Source organism: Nonomuraea sp. NPDC049655 (assembly GCF_044465465.1).
Classification (GTDB): Bacteria; Actinomycetota; Actinomycetes; order Streptosporangiales; family Streptosporangiaceae; genus Nonomuraea.
In genome coordinates this window covers 1-18,589 of record NZ_JBITLS010000022.1, presented here as the reverse complement: position 1 = coordinate 18,589, position 18,589 = coordinate 1, and the positions used below count along the sequence as shown (strand labels likewise).

General features: G+C 67.1%; 17 protein-coding genes and 2 CRISPR repeat arrays. Of the genes, 5 read left to right on the top strand and 12 right to left on the bottom strand.

The window, feature by feature from the left end; genetic code table 11:
- Window positions 1–52: 52 nt before the first annotated feature.
- Window positions 53–925: a winged helix-turn-helix transcriptional regulator gene (locus ACIBQ6_RS47295; RefSeq protein WP_358289426.1), complete on the top strand. Its 873-nt coding sequence runs from the start codon at window positions 53–55 to the stop codon at window positions 923–925.
- A 26-nt stretch (window positions 926–951) separates the two neighbouring features.
- A complete protein-coding gene (locus ACIBQ6_RS47290) occupies window positions 952–1,398 on the top strand; it encodes a GNAT family N-acetyltransferase (RefSeq protein WP_397219189.1) in 447 nt (148 codons plus the stop codon).
- A 6-nt stretch (window positions 1,399–1,404) separates the two neighbouring features.
- Here the strand turns inward: ACIBQ6_RS47290 and ACIBQ6_RS47285 are convergent, their stop codons facing one another.
- Window positions 1,405–2,331: a helix-turn-helix transcriptional regulator gene (locus tag ACIBQ6_RS47285; RefSeq protein ID WP_397219188.1), complete on the bottom strand. Its 927-nt coding sequence runs from the start codon at window positions 2,329–2,331 to the stop codon at window positions 1,405–1,407.
- Between the two features lie 93 nt (window positions 2,332–2,424).
- On the opposite strand from ACIBQ6_RS47285, the gene ACIBQ6_RS47280 reads away from it, so the two are divergent.
- The 3 genes from ACIBQ6_RS47280 (at window position 2,425) to ACIBQ6_RS47270 (ending at window position 4,125) form a co-directional block, all read left to right on the top strand.
- On the top strand, window positions 2,425–2,838 hold the full coding sequence (locus tag ACIBQ6_RS47280; RefSeq protein ID WP_397219187.1) for a VOC family protein: 414 nt from the start codon (window positions 2,425–2,427) through the stop codon (window positions 2,836–2,838).
- Between the two features lie 5 nt (window positions 2,839–2,843).
- Entirely contained in the window at window positions 2,844–3,200 is a 357-nt protein-coding gene (locus ACIBQ6_RS47275; protein ID WP_358289438.1) for a hypothetical protein, read from the top strand.
- Window positions 3,201–3,318: 118 nt separating this feature from the next.
- Window positions 3,319–4,125, top strand: coding sequence for a CPBP family intramembrane glutamic endopeptidase (locus ACIBQ6_RS47270; protein WP_358289441.1), 807 nt, complete (start codon window positions 3,319–3,321; stop codon window positions 4,123–4,125).
- A 74-nt stretch (window positions 4,126–4,199) separates the two neighbouring features.
- On the opposite strand, the gene ACIBQ6_RS47265 is transcribed toward ACIBQ6_RS47270, so the two are convergent.
- From ACIBQ6_RS47265 to ACIBQ6_RS47215, 11 genes are all read right to left on the bottom strand, one after another.
- Window positions 4,200–4,487, bottom strand: coding sequence for a hypothetical protein (locus ACIBQ6_RS47265; protein WP_397219186.1), 288 nt, complete (start codon window positions 4,485–4,487; stop codon window positions 4,200–4,202).
- 121 nt (window positions 4,488–4,608) lie between these two features.
- Window positions 4,609–5,550, bottom strand: a complete 942-nt coding sequence (locus ACIBQ6_RS47260) for a hypothetical protein (protein WP_397219185.1) — start codon at window positions 5,548–5,550, stop codon at window positions 4,609–4,611.
- 437 nt (window positions 5,551–5,987) lie between these two features.
- Window positions 5,988–7,626: direct repeats of the CRISPR family, unit length 29 nt; unit sequence GGGACCATCCCCGCGTGCGCGGGGAGCAC.
- A 149-nt stretch (window positions 7,627–7,775) separates the two neighbouring features.
- Entirely contained in the window at window positions 7,776–8,126 is a 351-nt protein-coding gene (gene cas2e, locus ACIBQ6_RS47255; RefSeq protein WP_397219184.1) for a type I-E CRISPR-associated endoribonuclease Cas2e, read from the bottom strand.
- A gap of 1,173 nt (window positions 8,127–9,299) precedes the next feature.
- Window positions 9,300–9,971 carry a type I-E CRISPR-associated protein Cas6/Cse3/CasE gene (cas6e, locus tag ACIBQ6_RS47250; RefSeq protein WP_397219183.1) on the bottom strand — a complete coding sequence of 224 codons (672 nt, stop codon included), beginning with the start codon at window positions 9,969–9,971 and terminating at the stop codon, window positions 9,300–9,302.
- Window positions 9,962–10,693: a type I-E CRISPR-associated protein Cas5/CasD gene (cas5e, locus tag ACIBQ6_RS47245; protein WP_397219182.1), complete on the bottom strand. Its 732-nt coding sequence runs from the start codon at window positions 10,691–10,693 to the stop codon at window positions 9,962–9,964. Before cas5e ends, cas6e begins: the two co-directional genes overlap by 10 nt.
- Window positions 10,690–11,820 (bottom strand): type I-E CRISPR-associated protein Cas7/Cse4/CasC, encoded by a 1,131-nt coding sequence (cas7e, locus tag ACIBQ6_RS47240; protein ID WP_397219181.1) that lies wholly within the window; start codon window positions 11,818–11,820, stop codon window positions 10,690–10,692. The genes cas5e and cas7e overlap by 4 nt, the downstream gene beginning before the upstream one ends.
- Window positions 11,817–12,425, bottom strand: a complete 609-nt coding sequence (casB, locus tag ACIBQ6_RS47235; RefSeq protein WP_397219180.1) for a type I-E CRISPR-associated protein Cse2/CasB — start codon at window positions 12,423–12,425, stop codon at window positions 11,817–11,819. The genes cas7e and casB overlap by 4 nt, the downstream gene beginning before the upstream one ends.
- Window positions 12,418–14,022: a type I-E CRISPR-associated protein Cse1/CasA gene (casA, locus tag ACIBQ6_RS47230; RefSeq protein ID WP_397219179.1), complete on the bottom strand. Its 1,605-nt coding sequence runs from the start codon at window positions 14,020–14,022 to the stop codon at window positions 12,418–12,420. The genes casB and casA overlap by 8 nt, the downstream gene beginning before the upstream one ends.
- 4 nt (window positions 14,023–14,026) lie before the next feature.
- The gene (locus tag ACIBQ6_RS47225; RefSeq protein ID WP_397219178.1) at window positions 14,027–14,392 is read right to left on the bottom strand and encodes a hypothetical protein; all 366 of its coding nucleotides are present in this window, start codon (window positions 14,390–14,392) and stop codon (window positions 14,027–14,029) included.
- A gap of 8 nt (window positions 14,393–14,400) precedes the next feature.
- The gene (gene cas3 / locus ACIBQ6_RS47220; RefSeq protein WP_397219177.1) at window positions 14,401–16,755 is read right to left on the bottom strand and encodes a CRISPR-associated helicase Cas3'; all 2,355 of its coding nucleotides are present in this window, start codon (window positions 16,753–16,755) and stop codon (window positions 14,401–14,403) included.
- A 737-nt stretch (window positions 16,756–17,492) separates the two neighbouring features.
- Window positions 17,493–18,313: direct repeats of the CRISPR family, unit length 29 nt; unit sequence GGGACCATCCCCGCGTGCGCGGGGAGCAC.
- Window positions 18,314–18,355: 42 nt separating this feature from the next.
- Window positions 18,356–18,589, bottom strand: a 234-nt coding sequence (locus ACIBQ6_RS47215) for a transposase (protein ID WP_397219176.1), incomplete at its 5' end; no start/stop codon positions are given.

Here is an 18,589-nt window from a genome sequence, read left to right as displayed (position 1 = left end):
CCCGCACCTCCGCCAAGTAAGTTCCAGAATGGAACGCACTATACTGGAGCCCGTGAAGCGCGCCGATCTCCCCGACTCCGACTGCGGCATCGCGCAAGCCCTCGGCGTGATCGGCGACTGGTGGACGTTCCTGGTCGTACGCGACATCGCGGGCGGCACCACCCGCTTCGACGGCCTGCAGCGCGAGCTCGGCGTCAGCCGCCGGGCCCTGGCCGAACGCCTGGCCAAGCTGGTCGAACACGGCGTGCTCGAACGGCGGCCCTACTCCACCCGCCCGCCGCGCCACGACTACGTGCTGACGGCGAAGGGCGAAGGTCTGCTGCCGGCGCTCGTCGCCCTCCAGGACTGGGGCGTGCGGCACGTGATGGGTGACGGCGCCCTGACCGCCACCAGCCAGAACGGCTCCGCCGAGAGCCGTCGCGTGCACGAGCTGGTCGGCCGGAAGATCCCCGGCGTCCTGCTGGAACGCCACGACGGCGAGCCGGTCGCGCCCAGCGCGCCGGGCGTCTGGACGGTGCTCTACTTCTTCCCCGGCGCGTTCGCCCCGGACGCCCAGGACTACCCGCCCGGCTGGGCCGACATCCCCGGCACGAAGGGCTGCACCCTGGAGGCTCTCACCTACGCGTCACGGTTCGCCGACTTCGAGGCGGCGGGCGCCACGATCCGCGGCGTGAGCACCCAGCGCCCCGACCAGCTGGCCGCGTTCGTCACGCACGCGAAACTCCCCTTTCCCCTGCTGTCCGACCAGAACGACAGGCTCGCCGCCGGGTTGCTGCTGCCGACCTTCCGGACGGCCGGCGTCGACCGATTCAAGCGCCTCACCCTGTTGGTCGACCCCGACGCGGTCGTCCGGGCCGTGCAGTTCCCGATCACCGATCCGGCCGGTTCGGTGGACGAGATGCTCGCCCTCGTCCGCGACCGCTGACCGTCGGCCTACGGCAGGATGGCGCCATGCTGGAGATCGACTTCCTGACCGAACCCGACCGCGCCCGCTGGGAAGTGCTGGCCCGCGGACAGGACGCCTACTTCGACACCGAACGCGACGACGACGCCTACGAACGGACCTGGCGGCGCCTGATCGACGACGAGCAGACCCGCGGGATCACCGCCCGCCTGGACGGCCAAATGGTGGGCATCGCGCACTACCTGTTCCATGCCAGCGTCTGGTACGCCGGGAGGTGCTACATGGCGGACCTGTTCGTGGACGCCGAGTTCCGGCGGCGGGGCATCGCGACGGCGGTGATCGAGTGGGTGGCCCGCGACGCCAAGGACCACGGCTACCCCAGCCTCTACTGGAACACCCTCGAAGACGCCCAGGCCCGCGCCCTTTACGACAAGATCGGCAGATTCCACGAGGGCCTCATCCTCTACACCTACCGCCGCGACACCGCCCGGTAGGGGCCGTCAGCCGCCGCCGTACAGCGTTGTGAGCTGCGCGGCCAGCTTCGTCAGCTCCTGCTGGACGGACTCCGGGCCCTCCACGACGACGAGGTCGCCCCAGCCGGCGAGCTGGCGGGCGATGTCCAGCGCGGTCGGCGCGGTGAGCGTGACGCGCACCCGCTCCCCGTAGGAGATCACCTCGCAGTGGCGGCCGAAGCGGTCGCGCAGGACGCGCAGGTAGCGGGGCTCGATGGTCGCGGTGGCCGTGGTCGTCGCGCGGCGGGCCTCCATCGCGGTGACGACCTCGTCCCAGGCCGTCGCGAGGTCGAAGTCCGCCGGGCGTTCGGCCGGCTCGTCGGTGACCTCGGCGTCGGTGACCCGGTCGACGCGGAAGGTCCGCTGCCCGTCGGGGGTGCCGGCGATCAGGTACCAGGTGTCGTCCTTGTCGACGAGGCCGTACGGCGCGACGACGCGCTCCCGTCCTGAGTAGGTGAGGCGGACCTTCCGGCGCCGGACCACCGCGTCCTCCAGCAGGTTGACGAGCGCGGGCCGGGCACGGCGGTGCTCGCCCCAGCGGGCCGGATCGACCACGACGGCGTCCGCCGCCGCCTCGGCCTCCTGCCGGAACGTCGAGGGCAGGGCGCGTACGAGCTTGCGCAGCGCCGCCTTGGCCTCGGGCGCGATCGCCGCGGCCGGGCCGAGCAGCAGGAACAGCGCCCTGGCCTCGGAGGCCTTGAGCCCGGACAGGTCGGTGCGGGCGCCGCCGAGCAGGGCCCACCCGCCGCCGCGCCCGGCCTGCGGGTAGACGGGGATGCCCGCCGCCGACAGGGCCTCCAGGTCACGGCGCGCGGTGGCGACCGAGACCTCCATCTCGGCGGCGATGTCCGCCGCCGTCACCCGTCCGCGCGACTGCATCAGCAGCAGGACGGCCACCAGTCGGTCCGCTCTCATGTCTTCGACGATGCCAGGCAAAGTGCTCATTCGATGAGCACTTTGCCTGGCAGCATCGATCTCACAAGCCACCGCAACGAAAGGCGCGAGGACATGCTCCGCGGACTCACCACCATCAGCTTCTACGCCCACGACGTCGCCGCCGCCCGCGACTGGTACGCCGACCTCCTCAGCATCCCCGCCTACTTCCAGCGCCCCGAACAGGGCGACCCCGTCTACGTGGAGTTCCGCGTCGGCGACTACCAGCACGAACTCGGCATCATCGACGCCCGCTTCGCCCCGCAGAGCTGGAGCGCCGAAGACGGCGGCGCCATCGTCTACTGGGCCGTCGACGACCTGGAAGCCACCTGGGACCGGCTGCTGGAGATGGGCGCCACCCCCTACGACGAGCCCACCGAACGCGGCCCCGGCTTCACCACCGCCTCGGTCCGCGACCCCTTCGGCAACATCCTCGGCATCATGATCAACCACCACTACCTCAACGTCCTCGCGAGCCGGAAGGGCTGACCACGATGACCGACGACGCCCTGCGCCTGGACGACGCCGCCGCCTGGAAGTCCTGGCTCGCCGAACACCACGAGACGGCCGCCGACGTCTGGCTGCTGATCGCCAAGAAGAACAGCGCCGCGACCACCGTCACCCTCGACGAGGCCCTGGACGAAGCCCTGTGCCACGGCTGGATCGACAGCCACCGCAGGGCCTTCGACGGCGACCACTACCTCCAGCGCTACTCGCCGCGCGCCCGCCGCAGCCCCTGGTCCCGCATCAACGTCGCCAAGGCCGAGGCGCTGACGGCCGCCGGCCGGATGCGCCCGGCGGGCCACGCCGCGATCGAGGCCGCCAAGACCACCGGCCGCTGGCCCGCCTGACGCCTTCCCGCTCGGCAGGGACGCTCCGGCCCCTCGTGACCTGCGCCTTTCACGGGGCTCGAAGCCGTGTCAGAACGATGTCAGGGCGGTGTCGGGTCGCCCGGCCACGATTGCCGGCATGGACACAGCAACGCGGCCCCCGGCCGGCGCCCACCCGACAGGCTTCGTCGCGAAGCTCCTCGCGGACCGTCACTCCGTCCCGCTCTCCATCGCACTGCACCTGGTGCCCGGCGCGGCCATCGTGGCCGTGTACGCGTTCGTCGCCGCCCCGCTGGTGCGGGCGATGGGCGCGCCGATCTTCGCGGCCTGGGCCATGGCCCTCGCGATCGTGCTCTTCCCGCTCCAGCTGTTCCTGCTGTGGCTGGGCAGGAAGCAGACCGGCCGCTTCACGCTGAAGGGCGTCGTCCGCTACCGCGACAAGCCGCTCACGCGCCGCAAGGTCATGTGGCTCGGGGGCGCGTGCCTGGTGTGGATGACCGTCGTCTCGCTCGCGCTGACCCCGCTGGACAACCTCGTCTACGACTGGTTCTTCACCTGGGTGGACTACCAGGGCGCCGGCCCCGACGGCACCACCTACCTCCAGGGCTACCCGCAGGCGGTCGTGCTCACCACGCTGCTCGTCTGCGGGCCGTTCACCGGCTTCACCCTGCCGCTGATCGAGGAGTACTACTTCCGCGGCTTCCTGCTGCCCCGCCTGCCGCAGCTCGGCAAGTGGGCCCCGATCTTCAACACCCTCCTGTTCTCCGTGTACCACTTCTGGGCCCCCTGGACGGTCCTGTCGAAGCTCGTCTTCCTCTACCCCGGCGTCTGGCTGGCCTGGAAGAAGCAGGACATCCGCATCTCGATCACCATGCACCCCGGCACGACGCTCCTGATGACCGTCGTCGGCATCGTCGCCCTCGCCTCCGGCGCCGCCTCGATGTGAGCCGCCCCCTTCCCCGGAACGACGAAGGCCACGACCCCGCACAACGCTGCGGGGCCGTGGCCGGACGATTTTCCCTACCGGATGAACACGCTGGTGCCGACGATCTCCTGGCCGTCGCCCGGCGGCACCGTCCCGGTGATCGGCCCCTGGCAGCCCGGCCTGAGGAACGCGAAGGCCACGGCGTCGGTCCGGTTGTAGACAAAGGGGTTCGCGCTGTCGGAGGTGTAGCAGCCGCTGGGGTCGTCGTACTGCGCCCGGTTGATGTAGAGGGTGCCGGTCGCGGCCGAGGCGGGGGCCGCCAGGCTCAGGACGAGTGCGGCGGCGGTGGCGAGGCCGGTCAGGCTGGTCGTGGTACGGAGCATGAGCGCGTTCCTGTCCCTTGAGGTACGGCGCCGTGGCGCCGGCGTCCTCGCCATCATTCACGTAATGCAGTCATTCGACTACTGTCCGTGACGACAGTGGTCGGTAGCGCTCGCCGAGTGGCTACTCAGGGCGCAGCAGCTGCTCGCGCCTGGTCAGCAGCCGCGACTGCTCGGCCAGCAGCTGGCCGCGCCGCCCCTTCAGATGCGCCCTGGTCTCGCGCACCCACTGCGCCAGCCGCTGCACCTCGGCCCTGGTCTTCTCGATGCGCTGATGCTTGAGCACGTCGCTGATGACGTTGTCGAAGAAGGCGTCCACGAACCATCGCGTGTCCACCTTGGGCATCACCGGCCGGGACGCGATCCCGGTGTCGGCCAGCTCGCGGGAGAAGACGTCCAGAGCCCGCTGGGCGTGCCAGGCGGCCTTGTCGGCGCTGGTCAGCCTGTCGTGCTCGAAGGCGTCGGCGATCAGGCCGCCGCCGAACACGTCGAAGGTGGAGGCCGTCCTGGCGGAGTCGAGCAGGCGCAGCACGACGGCCAGCGTCTCGTGCGCGCCCTGCCCCGCCTGGTGGGCCTCGTCGCACTCACGCACCTCGGCGCTCAGCCGGTCGAGCGCGGCGCCGAGGTCGGCCAGCTCCCGCGCCCGCGGATCGCCGCTCCGGACGATCTGCTGCTCCTTCTCGACCAGCAGCCGCGCGTACTCGCGGGAGGCGGGGTCGAGCACGGCCAGCTCGGCGTCGGCCGCCGCCACGTCGGCTTCGAGCTGCGCGAGCCGGGCGCGGTGACCGTCCACGCGTTCCCTGGCCACCACCACCTCGGCGCGCTCGCGTGCCAGCCGCTCCTCCCGGTTGCCCAACAGGCGGGACAGGACGGCGGACAGGCCGCCCTCCAGCCGGGCGACGTCACGCTCCTCGTCGGCCAGCTCGGACTCCAGGCCCTTCAGGGTGCCGCGGACGTCCGCGATCTGCTGCGCGGCGTTCCCGCGCAGCCGCCGGACGTGTTCGGCGCGGTGCATCCTGGCGGACGCCTCGCGCAGCCGTTCGTCAAGTTCCGGGGAGAGGGTCACGCAATGACGACGAACAGCCCGGACCAGACGTTCCTCCGGCCGTGCGGAGAGTGCTCATTCGATGAGCACTCTGCCGGGAAGCATCGATCTCACCAGCTACCTGAACGTCCTCGCCAGCCGGACCGCCTGAGACCGGCTTGACCTTGACGCGACGGCAGGGGAAGAGGGTCTGACATGGTCTGAAGGAGTCGGACGGGGAGCCTTCCACCTGCCTCATCGTCACTGCCGGTCTCGTGATGCCGGTCTTGGTCGGCGGGCGTTGGCTCCCTTCTCTGGCTCCCCGAACCGCTGTCCGTTACCCGTCCCAGCGCGTCCGAGAATCAACGAGCAGGAGATTCGTCCGCTACCGATCTGCGGGACCATTCGCTGGGTGGGGCATGCGAAGGGCAGCCATCATGCGAGGACCTCAGAACTTCCTTGCGTGCCGCCCGCGCGTCGGGACCATCCCCCTGCGCGCGGGGAGCACTGACCAGCGGGCAGGCGGCCAACGCCCGCGCTGGGACCATCCCCGCGCGCACGGGGAGCACTTGGCGTCGCCAGCCGCCTGGTCGGGGGAGCGGGGACCATCCCCGCGTGGGCGGTGACCAGACCAGCGGACGCCTCCTGGTGTTCCCTCGCGTGGGACCATCCCCGCATGCGCGGGGAGCACCGCGTCGGTGCCCAGCCGATCGACCCCAAGGTGGGACCATCCCCGCGTGCGCGGGGAGCACCTCACCCACATCGACCGCAACCGCTCGGAGTGGGGACCATCCCCGCGTGGGCGGGGAGCACTCGGCCAGCGCGAACGTGTCCGCCGTGGCGGAGGAACCATCCCCGCGTGCGCGGGGAGCACCAGCAGGAAGGCGTGAACAAGTCCGAGGACCTGGGACCATCCCCGCGTGCGCGGGGAGCACAGCGACACGTTCTTATGTTCTTAGATTCTTACGGGACCATCCCGGCGTGCGCGGGGAGCACCTGGTTCCAGCGCTGGGTGGACCACGGCATCAGGGACCATCCCCGCGTGCGCAGGGAGCACGGCCCGTGGATGCTGTCCACCTCGTGGGAGCCGGGACCATCCCCGCGTGTGCGGGGAGCACCAAGTGGTCGGCGTTCTCGCCGATCACGAGCTGGGACCATCCCCGGCGTGCGCGGGGAGCACGTGAAGACGGCGAGGCCGATCAGCCTGCGGTCGGGACCATCCCCGCGTGCGTGGGGAGCACCCCTCCACGACCTTGGGTTGTGTCGATGCGGCGGGACCATCCCTGCGTGCGCGGGGAGCACAGGAGGAGCTGGTGAGAGCCGAACCCCTCCGCGGGACCATCCCCGCGTGCGCGGGGAGCACTCTCGCTCGGTGGCAAGGGCCTGGAGGCGGGTGGGACCATCCCCGCGTGCGCGGGGAGCACCGAGCCTTCGGCTCTCTCGGCCGCTCAAGATCGGGACCATCCCCGCGTGCGCGGGGAGCACTGGCTACGGGAAGCGGGCTCCCACCGGTAGCCGGGACCATCTCCGCGTGCGCGGGGAGCACACCGTTCGGGGAGGGCTGCTCGGCGTCACGCTGGGACCATCCCCGCGTGCGCGGGGAGCACAGTGATCGTCTAGGGGGCGGGTGTGGCTGTCTCGGGACCATCCCCACGTGCGCGGGGAGCACCTGGAGAAGGCGTTCGCGGGGCTAGGTGAGCGGGACCATCCCCGCGTGCGCGGGGGACCATCCCCGCGTGCGCGGGGAGCACGTTCGGGGTGTCGAACCCGCTGATCCGGATGGTGGGACCATCCCCGCGTGCGCGGGGAGCACCTCGCCTCGCATACCGACGCGACTTCGGATGCGGGACCATCCCCGCGTGCGCGGGGAGCACCTGGGAGAGCGCGCGGACGGGCGCTGGTCCGCGGGACCATCCCCGCGTGCGCGGGGAGCGCTTGCCCACCCGCCGCTCGGCGAGTTCGTACAGGGGACCATCCCCGCGTGCGCGGGGAGCACCTGCCGCCGGAACCGGCCAGCATGCCGAGCGTGGGACCATCCCCGCGTGCGCGGGGAGCACAGCTGCACAGCAGGCCATGGGGTGTGGCCGTCGGGACCATCCCCGCGTGCGCGGGGAGCACACTCGATGACCTGCATCGTGAGCCGTCACTAACACCCAAATTGAGCACTTCCGAGAACTCGGACATTTGAGACACCCGGCGGGCTGGCGTGCGGAGAACAAGAACACTGCTAGGACGCTGCATGAAGCCGCCAGACGGAATGCCGTCGATCAACGCTGCCCATAGCGTCGTCGTTTTGATGCGTTGCTCCATCCGGCCGGAGGTGCAGCTGCTGAGGTGGTGGGACGATCCTTCGGCCGACGTATCAGGACAAGGCCATCGTGATCGATGGGATGCCACTTGTGGTCGTGGGTCTCGAAGGCGAACCCCTGCTCGTTGTTGGTGCTGTAGGCCAGTAGTGCCCGGCCGGTATCCGCGTACTGCTGAACCTCCAGCCACAACGCTTCCCGGATGCGCGCAGTCGGACCGCCGATGAACACCCCAGGCGAGATTTCCATCAGCCAACGCGTCAGGAAGCCGCGCAGCCCAGCGGGACAACGCGTGAGCACGATGACCATCACCAGGGCACCTCGTCGACGAAGTCGTTGGCGAAGTTGTGCCCCGATTCCAATTCCACCCCCTGGTCACTCTGAAGGGTGACGCGATCCGATCCGGATCCTCCGGCACAGCATCTGGACACCACCACTCAGGAGCAGATGCTTGTTGTCGAACGCCTCGCTTGGACTGCGAGCCGTCTCGCGCACGCAGAAGGCACTTGGGCACCTTGTCCACAGCGGCCTGCCCCCAGGGACCGTCCCTGCGTGCGCGAGGAGCGGCCGAACGGGGGACAACGCTGAGCAGGAGCCGGGTCCATCCCCACGTGCGCAGGAAGCATCACCTTTTCACCCCACCAACCAATCTTTCTCACGGAACGCGCCTACGGGCACAGGAAGGGCTGGTCGGAAGGGGCCTACTCAGGCCCGTAAATGATGCCACAGTGGGAGTTTGTTGCACTAATCGACCATTCGAGAAATAAGCGCCCAATAGTCACACGTACGCCTGAATGACCTAGCGTTGCTCCACTAAGTCTTGGGTTGAGCCGCTCAAGGAGCTTGAGCAAAGCAATATATGCCATCTTGCTATAGATCCCGCAGCGATGGCCCAACTGCCCCCGACCTACACGAACAGGCTCCCTGGCCGCACCCCTCCCATTCGGCGATCACAAGTCTGAGTCACATGCTCCTCTCCATCCACGTAACGTGAGGAGAGGGATAGCACACGCCATGGGAGAACCAGTGACACCCTTATTCACCGTCCGGGCCTTCGCCCTACTCTTATTCGCCACTGTTGTCGGGCTAGCAGTGACGTTCCTGAACTACAGGTCAAACAAAGACGTGGCCATGGCACTGCTCGCGGGTGCAGCCGCGGCGGGCGCTGCACTACTTGGGGCAAACACTCTGATCGAGCTCCGCTGAGCATGCGGGGCGGGCACGTCAACTGCCCCATCAAACCGATGGGCTCAGCTGACCTGTGACGACGTAGGTCAGCCGCTCGAAGCGCCACGTGTGAGTACCCTTCATGGTGCAAGTGATCCCCGCGTAGGCGGGGATGGTCCGGTGAGAAGAGGAACAGCGACTCTCACAGCCGAGCAGTTCCCCGCGCACGCGGGGATGTGATCACGGAGGCCATCAACTGCAAGGCGTACGATCCACCAGGAGAAGGCCTCCGAATGCTCTTCCAGCGTGCGCAGAAGATCAGCTGGCGCGTGCAGGTGCGAGGCTGAGCAAACCGCAGCCGTATGCCTTGGCGCGCCCGATGCCGTTGATCAAGGCAGCGGTGAAGGCCGACGAGTCAGTGACCATCAGGTGACCGTCGAAGCGGACAGGATCAACGGTGACGCGCCGTACCTCCCGCTTCTTCCCAACCAGTCTCGGAGCCGGATTCGCGGCCACGTCGGGAGCACCCTGCCGGCTGGAGGGGATGACGAAGCCATGCTGCTCGCCTTTGCTGATCAGCCATTCGATCTGCTGGGCAGGCTGCTGAAGTGGAACGCGTTTCCGCTGCTGCTTCCCATTCTCGACACGGACGTCGCGGGTCGGGTTGGCCATGAGCCGGAACGTGAACTTCCGTCCGGGCGCAATGGCGTTCAGTACCGGCTGAAGGGAGCGGACCTCCGCCGGCCGCAAGAGGAGCCCTGCCGGGAGACGCTCCCAGTCGGGAGCCGTCTGGCTCTGGACATACTGCACCAAGCCGCCACCCGCCACCGTATCGAGCCGCCAGAGCACGCCATGCTGGCTGCGAAAAGTAGCAGTCGGCGGTAGCTCCGGGTACGCAGACATGATCGTTCTATGCATGTCATGAACGTCAGCGACGTCGCGCAGAAACGCGCGAGACCGCTGGTCGACGGTGAGTTTGCTCAGAAACACAGCTTCTCTCCCGCGGAGATCATTTCGTCAGTCAGCGGAACCTCTCCGGTTCGTACGGTTCGGGGCGCGAAACGCCGGCTACCTTCGGCAAAGCTAAGAGGCTGATCATGACGGGCCTCAGCATCGATGGCGTTCGTCGGGCATTCAACGACGATACGCAGACCAGGCCGGATCACCTGGCGCTTCATCGAGGCGCGGGCAGTGGCCGAGTTCTCCAGCCACCCGTACCCGGCCAAAGCTTTCTCTGCAGTTCGAGACGTTGGCCCTTCTCCCCTCGCGAGGATGGGCCGCGCCGGAACGTAGGCTTTGCGCCCGAAAGACAACCGCCAGTGTGGCCGTTCCACTGCTTCGGCCACCCTGGTCAGCAGTCGCTCGTCACCTTCCAGCACCACCAAGAAGAGCGCATCGGCCAGGTAGTACCGCTCGCTGACGACGGTGCGATGTCCTGCGCCCTGTGTGGTCGGCACGTTCTGCGTGACGTGGTAGTCGCGCTCGACGACGCCCTCGCGGTCTACGCGCACGGCCAGGCGAAGCCTGGTCAACTCGGCAAGGGCGGCATCATCGTTGCGGTCGATCCCTAATGCTGCGCACAGCAGACCAAGGACGCCCGATTTCGTTGGCTCTGGCATCGTGTCGCGGATGATCCCGCGTGACCTGATGCCCCATGACTGCATCGGCGCGTCGAAGCACAAGGCGAGCGACGTGGGACTGTTGTACGTCATCCGCCGTACTCCCCAGCGCCGGCCAGCAGCCCCTTGGTGAAGGCGTCGAGGCTGCCCACGACCTGTAGCCCCTCGTTGGCGGGGATCTCCTGAGACACGGATGCGGCTACGGCCGTGCGGATCTGTTCGCCGCCGTAGAAGGAACGAAGCTTGCCGAAGTGATCGACGAGACACCGGGTCGAGCCCTCCATGATGTCGTTGTCGACAACTGGCTTGAGGAAGGCGTTGGCCAGGTTCCAGGCCCCATGGTCACGCACCACACCAAGGAGCGTGTCGGGCATGGTGCGCGCCGCCATCGAGTTCTGCTTGCCGCTCGGCACGGCGTTGATGAAGGCCAGGAGCCAGGCTTGAACGGTGCGGCGGATGAGGTCGACGTCGCCTTGCAGGTTCTTAGTCAACTGGGTCAGATCGACGTTCGCGTACCGGTAGTAGCAGGCGGAGTTAAAGTCGATCGTGCCGAGCATGTCGGCTCCGGATTCGGCGTCCGGCTTCAGGTCGTCGACTGCGGTGTAGAAGTCGAACTCGGTGGCGACGACATGCGTCGAGATGGCGTGGGCAACCTGTGATGCGGCGGTGACGTTCAGGTCCTTGTTGTCCGCGATCATCCGGCCGAACAGTGCGATGTCCGCGACCCGACCAGCGTCGAGAACCTGGCGTGCCACAGCCTGCGCGGCCTTGTCCGGCTTGATCTTCTCCTTCTGAGCCTTCGTTTTCGCGGCGGCGAATTTCTCAAGACTGTCCCAGCGTTCCTCGCAGTACGCCGCGAGATGGTCGATGGCTCCCTTTCCGACGTACAGCAAGTACTCGGTGAGTCCGCGGCTCTGATCCAATCCGAAGCCAAGTTGTTGCAAGGCTGCCGTGACGACGGTCTGCGCCTGCTCACGGTCATGATCTTGGCCTACAAGGCGCTCCACCACACCGTCGAGCAGGCGCTTGGTACGGACTCCGACCTCGGACTCGTCGAGCCCGTACACCTTGAAGAGCTCCCGGGCGGCGCGCTTGAGGCTCTGGCTGGAGATGCGTCCCCGGACATGGCCGCCGAAGGTGGCTGTCTTGGGCTGGCCCACGTCGTCCCGGTTCAGGTTGCTGACGGGGAAGGACTGGAGCAGATGAAGCTCGATGATCATTGACTCGTCTCCAGGGAATCGGTGGGAGGCTGGTCCTGTCCCTTCGCCGGCTTCGCGGAAGCCAGCGTGTAGTACTCCTGGGCCCATGTCAGGCGTACTCTGCTCGCCCTGTCGCCTCGGTGGTCCCTGCCGAGCAGGACGAGCAGGTCAGAGAGCAACCGCTCGTAGCGGACGGGAATGTCATGCGCGGACAGCAACCGGATCGTCTGGCGTAGATAGTGCGGGAGAGTCTGTTTGTCCTTGGCCAGTAGCTGAGTGAGTCGTCGGTCCACCACTGGGCTTCCCAGCTTCTTCTGCAGGCTGCCAAGCGAGGCGCCAAACGAGCGCGCTCCTCCCCCACTCCGCCAGTTCAACGGATGCAGCGAGAACAGGCCGCCCACAAGAAGCCACGTCTCCGGTTCAGAGCCATCCCCCTGAGGCGGATCGTTTTGGAACACGATCTCGTACGCCTGATACTGCCTGCCCTCCACGAAGCTCTGACGCAATCTGGCGAGCACCCTCCGTGCCTCGGACACTCGCCGCCGGTCATCCGAGCGCAATGCGTTTTCCAGGCCGCAGAGGTATGTGATGTACGCATCCCGTCGTATGGAGAATTGGTCAGGCATCTGGCTCCTCCGGTCCATCGGTATAGCTCGGGATCCGGGCACGAAAGACGCGTTCCGCGGTCTGCACGCGATCATCGAAAATGGCGCGGTGCTTTCCGAGCGCGAGCATGGCGCGACTCTCAGCGGGCGAGCCGGCAACCCAGCGGTCCACGGCCGCACGAGCCAACTCGACCACGTGCCATCCCCATGCCCGAGCGGTCGGTGCTTCCGAACGGCCAGCCGTACGCGCTTTGCCCAAGTCGATCAGAAATGCTCCGAAGGGACGCGCGAGGCGAGGCCAGTAACCGCGGCTGATGTCTGCCACGGGTTGATCGGCCTTGAACTCACGGTGGTACTCGCTCTGGAACGAACGCAACGCGGAACCCACGTCATCGGCAAGGGCAATCGCGTGCCCGATGATCCCGCTCAGTTGTTCGTCCCGTGCTCGAATCAGCGGAACAGGCGCGGGAACCTCCTCTTCCAGCCACGTCTCGACGACCGTCGCCTTGGAATCGAGATGCTGCCCGAAGAGGCGGAGGGTGTAGACGGCGTCTGCGGGGATGTAGCCGCTTTCCGCCAGTTCGGCCATCTGGTCGAGGGCCGCGGGGCGCTGGCGGTATTGGTGCTCTTCCCATGGATCGCTCAGAAGAAGTTCCACGCTGTGGCGCCAGACGCCGCGCAACGGGTAGAGCCTCACCGGCAGCAGGGGGGCGTCCTTCTTGAACTTCCCTTTCGCGTCTCTCGGCGTGCGGAAGGCCGCCATCTTCTCCTCGTCCGGCAGCTTCACATCGAGCCGCGTCCCTGGCGTTATGACAGCGGCGTCCACCACACTGCTCCCACCTGTTTCCCTCGTGAACAGCAGTACGCGTCTTGACGGCCAGGTCAGCAGGTCGGTCCAGCCTCGCGCGGTGCGCTTGTCGGGCCTCGGCGAAGGCCCGGTCGGCTCCTCCCAGACGGGCCTGTCGTCAGCAGTGGTCATCTCCGGCTTCTCGTAGTCCGGCAGGTAGACCAGGGCGTTGAGTAGGAGGGTCTCCTTGAGGTTCTGCCCCTCGACCAGGACGACTCCGAACCAATTGCAGGGTGCCCGCTCCGACGACTTGTCCTTCTCGTACGGGGTCTTCATCCCTCCCGGGTCGAAGGCTTGAACCGTGACCAGCCATCGGGCCGCCTCTTGTGGGGTCAGTACGACTTTGTCTTCGGACGTGGTGTGGTCGAAGAGCGTCACGTTGTTGCCGACGGCGCGGTACGGAACAAGCTTCGCCGCTGTAGCCGGGGTCAGGGACCTCAACTCAGCGCACTGCATGAACGGCACCTTCGGGTGAAACAGATCGAAACGATCCCGTCGATGCTCCAGGTAGTTGCGGAGCGGATCGGCGGGGATACTCTCCGCCTCCCACAGGTCTCGCCATACCGTCTCATTCGGCGGGCCATATGCGCGATGGAAGACCGCCAGGAGGAGGCGATGAAGAGCCGCCGTCATCGTGGGCGCCTCTCCCGCGATTCGGCGGATGGTATGAGCCTTCGCGACGACGTCCTCAAGTCCCATGGCATCGACCCGCCCATCAGGTCCCACGACAGGAATCCAGGGCTGGGTCAGTAGATCGAACGATGGCACCATGTCGTCAGGCGAGGGCATCGACATCCTCCGCAAGGAGGCCCAGGCCATCGCCGTAACGCAGCACATGACTACCGACGGCGCACCGGCCTTCGGTGGTCATGAGAACCCTGTGCTCGTACAGCCATGGAGACCGTTGGAAAAGCTCCGGCACTGGGGTCGCAGCGATCGCCCGTACGACATCGGCGGGCATGTCTGCCGACGCGGTGAGTTGGAGGGAAGCGTCGAGCAGTGCTCGTAACACGTCCTCATCGGGAGGGCTCAGAGCGGTCAGCTCCACTGGGTCGCCGCCAGAGGTCGGAACGGGCCGCCCTCCATGAGAAGTTCGGAACAGCACGACGTCAACGGAAGGGACGTCGTCAGAGTGCTCCACCGCGGATATCACCTGCTTCGCGTTCGTCCTGCGTGCTTGTTGTGCTTGGTCAACTCACCGAGATGAGAGACCGCATTGGGGTGTGGGAGATACATAAGACGGGCGTTGCGCTCAGCCACCTTCAGCGCGTGGGCCAGGCGCTCGGTCTCGATCCGCCATGACTCCTCCCACCCGGGCGGACAGGAGATCGCCCCGCCCGGCCCGTAGACGGCATCGACCAAGGCGGGTACGTCGTCAGGCAGGTTCAGGCAGGTCTTCTCCTGCAGCAGAGCCCAGGTTCGCATGAGCGTGATCGGCGCGTAGACCGATTCGCTGTACCGCGGAAACTGAGGGCCGGCCTCGGTGTCGACCACGCCCGCGATCGCCAGACGAAGTTCCCCTCGCGTCCTGTCGTGGCGGTGAAGCCGGCCAGCTCGTTGCATCAGCCAGTCCACGGGAGCCAGATCCGTGAGCATCGCGTCGAAATCGAGATCCAGTCCCTGTTCCAAGACCTGGGAGCTGACCACGATCGCCCTTGGCCGTGCTCCATCCTTGCCGAAGGCGGCTTTCAATGCGGTCTCAACGGCGCGACGCGGGCCATCGTCCAACTGACCGTGGATCACGAACAGCTGGGGGCGCATCTCCAGTGGGAGGGTCGCGATTCGTGTCACGAGAGCCTCGTGGGTAGCGATCACCCTGCGTACCAGGTTGTGCATCACGACGGCGCAGCCGCCATCCGCCACCTGATTCAAGGCCCAGTCGATTACGTCTTCGTCGTTGACCGGAGTGAAGTGAAGCGGGCGGCTGACGTTGAGGTCGGACACCTCGGCACGCTCGGTCATGGGGCTGCCAGCGCCGGCCACCGTGACCCTCGGGTAATCGCTGCATGGTTCCGCCTTCGGGACATCCCGTGGCAGGCACCTCAGCAGGCCCGACTGCCAGGCTGCCACCAGTTCCTGCCGCCGGGTCGAAGGCAGTGTGGCCGACAGCATCACCACCGACGTGCCAAGCCGTCCGAGCCAGGCGAGCAGCCGGTCGAGCAGCGTCGACATATAGGTGTCGTATGCGTGGACCTCATCAATGACGACGACCTTGTTGGTCAGCGCGGCCAGCCGTACGAAGACGTGGCCTGACCGGATGACCGCTTTGAGGGCTTGATCAATCGTTCCAACGCCGACCGGGACGAGCAGGCTCTTCTTGCGAGTGAACCACTCCTTCGCCTGGACATCGGAGTCGTCCTCGTTGTCCCGACTCACGTCAGTTGGGTCGGCTACCCGCTCGTTCAGGTGATCGAGCGCGCCGGAGTGGATCAGCCGGACGCTGACCGTCTTGTCGTGTCCAAGGCGCTCTAGCAGCCTCTCCAGTTCGGTCAGCATCTGATTGCTCGTCGCCTTGGACGGGTTGGCGACGTAGGTACCCAGGAGGCCAAGGCGGCGCATCAAGGCTGCGGCAGCTTGAATCCCTGCCTTGGACTTACCTTCCCCCGTCGGAGCCTCCACGATCACTAATGTCGGTTGGTCCCGATCCCCTGTTACACGCTCGACGACAACCTGCACCGGCCGCGGCTTTTCACCCGGGAACAACTCGCTGAACGACGTGGGCGGCTCCCAAGGGCACAGCTCAAGCCTCTCCACGGCTAGCGACGCGCGTTCATCAGCTCTCCTGTTGTAGACGGGGAGATCGAATACATCCGCATAGGGAAAGTTCTTGGTGTCCGACGCGATCCAATCGCTGATCGTGGTCAGAGCGGCGAGGGCCACCGCGGCGGCGCTGCTCACGTGCACGTCCTGCCAGGGGACCTCTCCGGGATCCGGCAGGCCGCGCACAGCAATGACCTCTCTGACGAGTTGATCGCGCCATGCTTCCCAGGTCGGGCCGCCGTGGTCATTGATCTCTCGTCGCGCCTGACGCAGTGCTGTCCCATCAGGGAAGTAACCGTGGTGCCCGCCGAGCGCGGCAGCGACGAGTTCGGCAGTGGCCGGCAGCGCGCCCCAGCTACGGAGGAGGTCGCGCATGTGCATGGCCGTGACCAGTCCATGCGGTGTATCGATGCGCCGCCTGAGCTCCGGCCTCTTCGCCACGCGCCTCAGATCAGCAGCGGCCGCCTCATCGAACCTCGCCAAGGCAACCTCAACCTGAAGCCCCTGAAACGTCGGGCTATGTTTCCCCAGGTCGTGCAGCCCACAGAGGGTAGCGATCCACGCATCCTCCTCCCCCAACGGCTCAAACGCAGCACGCAGTTCATCTCGACATTGCGGCCCGGTCAGCACGCCTACAAGGCGCTGGGCCACCGCAGCAGTATCGAGAACGTGGCAGACGAGGGGGTGAACTTGGTCAGTGCGCGCCTTGCCCCAGGCTGGCCAAACGCCCGGTTCGGCGTTCACCGTACGACCTGATCAAGCGCGCCCAGAGCGCTGCCGACAAAGCGCACCTCCGAGGTCTCTTGCTCCACCTGCCATGGCTGCCGTCGATCCCATGGCCATCCACACGCAGCACCACCGTCAATCAACTGCTTGCACGTTGGCAACGACACGTTCAGCTCTCGACTGTGCTTGATCCGAACCGTACGTGCCTCAGCTGACGATCCCTTAACCAACCGGGCATGGGGTGTCCCCTCACCGAGCATGGAGTAATTAAAGGGCATCATCGCCATGTAGGGCCTGCGAATGCCCCGATCGACAAGTGGTCACAGTCCCCAGAGAAGGCTCGGTCTCACTCCTCGAGGCCATCCCCGCATGCGTGGGGGCGCGCTTCGGCGGCGCAGAGGTGCCGCGCTGCCCCAGGGGCCCACCCTGCCTGAGCGAGAAGCACCTAGCCAGGGTGGGATACGGTCCGCATCGTAGGTCCCCATCCCCGCGTGCGCGAGGAGCACGGTGGCGGCGACCCATTTCCGGGTCTTGCGCAGTGATCATCCCCGCGTGCGCGGAGAGCACTCTCGATGATCTGCATCGCTAGGCGTGTTGAAGTCAGCCGCTCCCCACTTCTCCACAAGGGTGGGAGCGCTGCTGCCACGATCACTGACTCGCAGACCATCCACCTTTGGACCACCGCCGGATGTCGGAGGCCATCTTACGTCTCAGTACGCGTGCGCTTCGTTGCAGAATCTGCAGGCGACAGCAACCAGGTCATCCCCGCGTGCAAGGGGAGCACAGCCGCCTTCAACATCCCGAGCAGGATCCGGCGGGACCATCCCGCGTGCGCGGGGAGCACATGTCCAGCGCCATCACCGTGTCCGCCGACACGGGACCATCCCCGCGTGCGCGGAGAGCACTCCTCCTTCTGGCACATGGGGTTTCGGGTCTGGGGACCATCCTCGCGTGCGCGGGGAGCACTTGCCCTGGCAGTGGGCTTTCCCGCCGCTGGCGGGACCATCCCCGCGGGCGCGGGGAGCACTTCTTGTCCAGACGCCGACGGGCCTCTGTCTCGGGACCATCCCCACGAGCGCGGGGAGCACAAGCTCGCCGACTGGAAGTCCTCGTTGGACGAGGGACCATCCCTGCGGGCGCGGGGAGCACAGCATTCCGCCCCAAACGCCGTACTGTTCATTGGGACCATCCCCGCGTGCGCGGGGAGCACGACACACCTCAAGCCCCGCCGGGGTGCCCCCGCGGACCATCCCCGCGTGCGCGGGGAGCACCATCGGGTCGGCCCGACCGAGATGTGGCAGGAGGGACCATCCCCGCGTGCGCGGGGAGCACCCCCGACATAGGTGTGATTCAGGGTCTGGCCGGGGACCATCCCCGCGTGCGCGGGGAGCACATGCGCCCGAAGTCCTCCTCGCGTAGGGCCATGGGACCATCCCCGCGTGCGCGGGGAGCACACCGCGAGGTGGAGACCGCGCTCGTACGCACGGGGACCATCCCCGCGTGCGCGGGGAGCACGCGATGCGGCCTCGCTCGCTAACCGTGATGTTGGGACCATCCCCGGGTCACGTCCACGAACGTGGTGTATGAATCGATCTTCGCGTGATCCTGTTTCTGCAGGTTAAGCGGTAAGTGTCTGCGGGAGAGGGTTCTGGGCCGGTGTGTCGCTGGCGATGAGCCGGACGCGGGCCTTGGCGAGAATGTCCAGGCCCATGTAGCGGCGGGCCTCGGTCCATTCGTCGGTCTGCTCGGCCAGCACCGCGCCGACCAGGCGGATGATCGCGGCCCGGTCGGGGAAGATGCCGACCACGTCGGTGCGGCGGCGGATCTCCTTGTTCAGCCGCTCCTGCGGGTT